Source organism: Mesorhizobium sp. M7A.F.Ca.CA.002.04.1.1 (assembly GCF_004022805.1).
GTDB classification, from domain to species: Bacteria; Pseudomonadota; Alphaproteobacteria; order Rhizobiales; family Rhizobiaceae; genus Mesorhizobium; species Mesorhizobium ciceri.
The window spans coordinates 1-3,986 of sequence record NZ_RZPL01000557.1 but is presented as its reverse complement, the minus strand read 5'-3'; the positions used below and the strand labels follow the sequence as shown (position 1 = coordinate 3,986).

Here is a 3,986-nt window from a genome sequence, read left to right as displayed (position 1 = left end):
TTCCAGCTTGGCCTTCAGTGCGGCGGGCGTCGCATCGGCCTCGGGCGATGGCTTGGTGCCGAGTTCGGCGAAGCGGGCCGCGACGTTCTGGTCCTTCAGCGCGACCTGAAGCGATTTCGACAGGCGTTCGGTGATCCCGGCCGGTGTGCCCTTGGGTGCATAGAGACCGTGCCAGATGCCGACCTGCACTTCGGGAAGGCCGCCTTCCACCGTCGTCGGGACGTCTTTCAGCACATCGAGGCGCTCCGGCGAGGTGACGGCATAGGCCTTGATGGTGCCGCCCTGGATCTGCTTGGTGGTGTTGGTCGTCTGGTCGCACATGATGTCGACCTGACCGCCGAGGAGATCGGTCATGGCCGGGCCGGTGCCCTTGTAGGGCACGGTGACCAGCGGCGTCTTGATGGCGCTCATGAACAGCATGCCGCACAGATGCGAGGCCGCACCGATGCCGGCATTGGCGACGGTTATGGAATCCTTGTTGGCCTTGGCGTACTCCACCAACCCCTTGAGATCGGTCGGCTCCAGGTCCTTGCGGCCGACGATGGTCATCGGCACCTCGGTGACGAGGCCGACATATTCGAAGGCGTTCAGCGTGTCGTAGGCGAGCTTTCTGTACAGCGTCGCACTTGTCGCCATGCCGATATGATGGAGCAGCAGCGTATAGCCGTCAGGCTCGGCGTTGGCGACGCGGCCGGCACCCAGCGTTCCGCCGGCGCCGCCGACATTCTCGACGATGACCTGCTGGCCGAGATCCTTCGACATCGCTTCGGCGACGAGGCGCGTGACCGTGTCGGTCGGACCGCCGGCGGCAAACGGTACCACAACGGTGATGGTTCGTTCAGGATAGGTCTGCGCGCTGGCCGCGAACCCATAAAGCGTGACGGCCGCGGCAGCAGCCAGAGCGGCGACAAATCTTCTCATCGTGATCTCCTCCCGGGATATGAATCTCCAACGCCGCGCGGATCTCCTCTCAACACCGGCTGCGCATGAAGCAACAACTAGGGCAAGCTAGCAAATAGCAACTGGGCGGCAAACTGCCGATATCCGCAAACATCCGCACTCGATGGGTGGATAATGTCGGAGGGTGATCGCCACCCTAGTAGCCGTAGCCGCGCGCCATCGCCGCGGCGAAGACCGGGATGAGCAGGAAGATGAAAGCTTCGGCGCGGATATAGGTCTTCACGGACGCAAGTTCGGTCGCCGGCACCTGGAACGAGGCATTGCCGCTCGCCTGCCTGTTCCAGGATATGAAGCGGACGGTCGGGATGATCGACAGCAGGCCGACAGCGCCGAACGCCGCTATCTTGGCCCAGAACACCCAGTTGTAGACGTAGAATTCCCAGCCCTTGAGGCCATAGAAGACGCGGCCGATGCCGACGACGATGATCAGCGCGGCGATGACGCCGTAATGGCGGTCGATGCCGGCGAGCCTCTTGAGCGTCGCAGCACCCAGATCGCCGCGGATCAGGACGAATTCGGCGCCGATGATCCCCGCCAGCGAAAACACCAGCAGATGATGGAAGATCGCAAGCACAAGATCGGTGGTATCCATGCTCTTTTCCCTGGGTTTGACGCCACCAATGCGCGCCTGAAAAAAGGTCGCGCTGGCGGGTGTTGAATCAGCCTGCGGTGAAAAATAACATCGTCGCGCAAAATTCCCATAGCGGCGCCTGGATGATGGGCCGTGTTGCCCTGGCCCCTTGCGCAGCACCGGCGATTTGCTAAGCGCTGGCGATCCGTGCGAGGCAGATCCCATGAACAATCCGCAAGCGACCAGTGCTCCTGTCATCGAAACGAAGCGAACCATCCTGCGGGCACACCGCCTGGATGATTTCGACACCTATGCCGCGATGTGGACCGATCCCGTCGTCACCCGCTTCATCGGCGGCAAGCCGCGCACGCGCGAAGAAAGCTGGATGCGCTTCCTGCGTCACGCCGGCCTGTGGTCGTTGCTTGGCTATGGCTTCTGGGCGATCGAGGAGAAGGCGACCGGGCGCTTCATCGGCGAGGCCGGGTTTCACGATCTGAAGCGCGACATGGAACCATCGATCGAAGGCATTCCCGAGGCCGGGTGGGCGCTGGTTCCGGCCGTGCACGGGGCGGGCTTCGCCACCGAGGTGGTTGGCCGCGTCCTGGCATGGGGCGAAGTGATTTTCGGGCGCGAGAAGACCGTCTGTATCATCGATCCGGAAAATGGCGCTTCGCTGAGGGTGGCTGCCAAGTGCGGTTACCGGGAAGTGGTAAAGACCACCTATCACGACGCTCCGACTATCCTGCTGGCGCGGTGACCTGAGCGGCGCGGCTGACCGCTGCGGGCGCCGGCATGATGGCACCTGTCGCCAGCAACGATGACGAAGCGGGCCGCGCCAAGAACCGCCGTGTGGTTCTGGTCAAGTTGAACTGGGCGAGCCTTCCAATCAGGCCGCATTCTACGGCAGGGCGTCCGCTGCCAGGCTTGCCTGCTCGAGCATTGAGGCGTCCTCGCCGAAGGCGCGGGTGGCGCGGGCCGCTGCCTCGAGCAGCGGACGCTTCATGCGCTGCAGAAAGGCCGCGTCGACGCGCGTGCTTGGTCCAGCCAGGGTCAAGGCGCCGAGCAGGACGCCCCCTGGCCCGAATACCGGCGCCGACACGCCCCCGGTCTCGGGGTCGCGGTCGCCGACGGCGAGACAGTTGCAGGTCTTGCGGATGGTCTCGTAGGGTTCGCCCTGCTGGCCCGAAAACGCTGCGAGCACGCGGCCGCCCGAGCCGAGCAGCAAAGGCAATACGTCGCCTTCGCGTATCGTGTAGCGGATCGGGTGCTTGGATTCGACGCGGTAAAGACAGGTGCGGACATCGCCCGAGCGAACGTAGAAGGCAACGCTTTCCCAGCTTCGCTCGGAAAGATCGCGCATGATCGGCAGCAGGATGTCGACCGCCACGACCGAACGCTGGTAGAGCGCACCGAGCCGAAACGTCGCGGGTCCGACGCGGTAGCGCCCATTGTCGAGGCGCTCGAGCAATCGTCCGCGCAAAAGGGAATTCGCAAGCCGCAGGATGGTGCTCTTGTAGAGGCCGGTGCGCGCCGCGATTTCGGCTAGGCTGAGCGACCGGTCCTCCGTGCTGAAGGCATCGAGGATGGCAATCGCCCGATCGAGTGCTGCAACACCTTCGGCGCGGTCGATTTCCGCATCTGCCGATTTGCTTGGCGAATCCATGGCGGTTCCAGTTTGAAGAAAGCCGAGCGACGCGACTGTGTCGCGCCGCCAAATCGTTCTGTCCAGTAGAATATCGTTTCCGTTGACAGAACTCCGTAACATCTGCTTGAAATCGATGACGGGTCTGGATGCAGGCGCGTTTTGGCGGGCACCGGAGGAGGTGTCGTGATTTGGAGGAATCCCATGCTGGACAGACGCAGATTTTTGATGAGCACCGCAGCCGTGGGTGCCGGGCTGATGACGTCGCATCTTTCTCCCGCTTTGGCCGAAGGCGCGCCCCAGATACAGCTCTTCGTGCCTGCCGCACCGGGTGGTGGCTGGGACCAGACGGCGCGCACGATCGACCAGGTGCTGCGCAGTGAAAAGCTCATCTCGGGTTCGCAGATCACCAATGTCGGCGGCGCCGGCGGGACTGTCGGGCTGCCGCAATTCATCAGCCAGTGGAACGGCAAAGGCAATTCCCTGATGGTTGCCGGCATGGTCATGGTTGGCGCCATCATTGCCAACAAGGCCGCCAACAATCTGACGCAGGTCACCCCGATCGCCCGCCTTACCGGCGAGTTCGAGGCCTTGGTCGTGCCGGCGGAGTCGCCGTTCAAGACGGCCGCTGATTTCGTCGCCGCGCTCAAGGCCGATCCGACAAAGGTTCCTGTCGCCGGCGGCTCCGCAGGCGGTTCCGATCACATCCTGTTCGGCCTGATTGCCAAGACTGTCGGCGTGCCGGCGACAAACCTGTCCTACGTGCCGTTCGCCGGCACGCCGACAGTCTTGGCAATCAGGCCGAACAGGATG

Annotated in this window: 5 protein-coding genes and 1 pseudogene; 3 read left to right on the top strand and 3 right to left on the bottom strand. The window is 63.4% G+C overall.

From position 1 onward, the window contains the following. Nucleotides 1-921: tripartite tricarboxylate transporter substrate-binding protein (locus ENZ75_RS24135; protein ID WP_128278362.1), on the bottom strand; the 921-nt coding region annotated here is incomplete at its 3' end. A 175-nt stretch (nucleotides 922-1,096) separates the two neighbouring features. After that, nucleotides 1,097-1,552: a DUF2214 family protein gene (locus tag ENZ75_RS24130; protein WP_024502811.1), complete on the bottom strand. Its 456-nt coding sequence runs from the start codon at nucleotides 1,550-1,552 to the stop codon at nucleotides 1,097-1,099. A 202-nt stretch (nucleotides 1,553-1,754) separates the two neighbouring features. Between ENZ75_RS24130 and ENZ75_RS24125 the strand changes: the two genes are divergently transcribed. After that, complete coding sequence (locus ENZ75_RS24125) at nucleotides 1,755-2,288, top strand: GNAT family N-acetyltransferase (RefSeq protein ID WP_013529609.1); 534 nt, start codon at nucleotides 1,755-1,757, stop codon at nucleotides 2,286-2,288. 5 nt (nucleotides 2,289-2,293) lie between these two features. After that, nucleotides 2,294-2,395: pseudogene (locus tag ENZ75_RS35295) on the top strand (DUF4892 domain-containing protein); the annotation flags it as partial. Between the two features lie 34 nt (nucleotides 2,396-2,429). Here the strand turns inward: ENZ75_RS35295 and ENZ75_RS24115 are convergent. Continuing rightward, nucleotides 2,430-3,194: an IclR family transcriptional regulator gene (locus ENZ75_RS24115; RefSeq protein ID WP_013529610.1), complete on the bottom strand. Its 765-nt coding sequence runs from the start codon at nucleotides 3,192-3,194 to the stop codon at nucleotides 2,430-2,432. A gap of 183 nt (nucleotides 3,195-3,377) precedes the next feature. On the opposite strand from ENZ75_RS24115, the gene ENZ75_RS24110 reads away from it, so the two are divergent. After that, a partial coding sequence (locus ENZ75_RS24110) for a tripartite tricarboxylate transporter substrate-binding protein (RefSeq protein ID WP_281061269.1) occupies nucleotides 3,378-3,986 on the top strand: 609 nt, incomplete at its 3' end.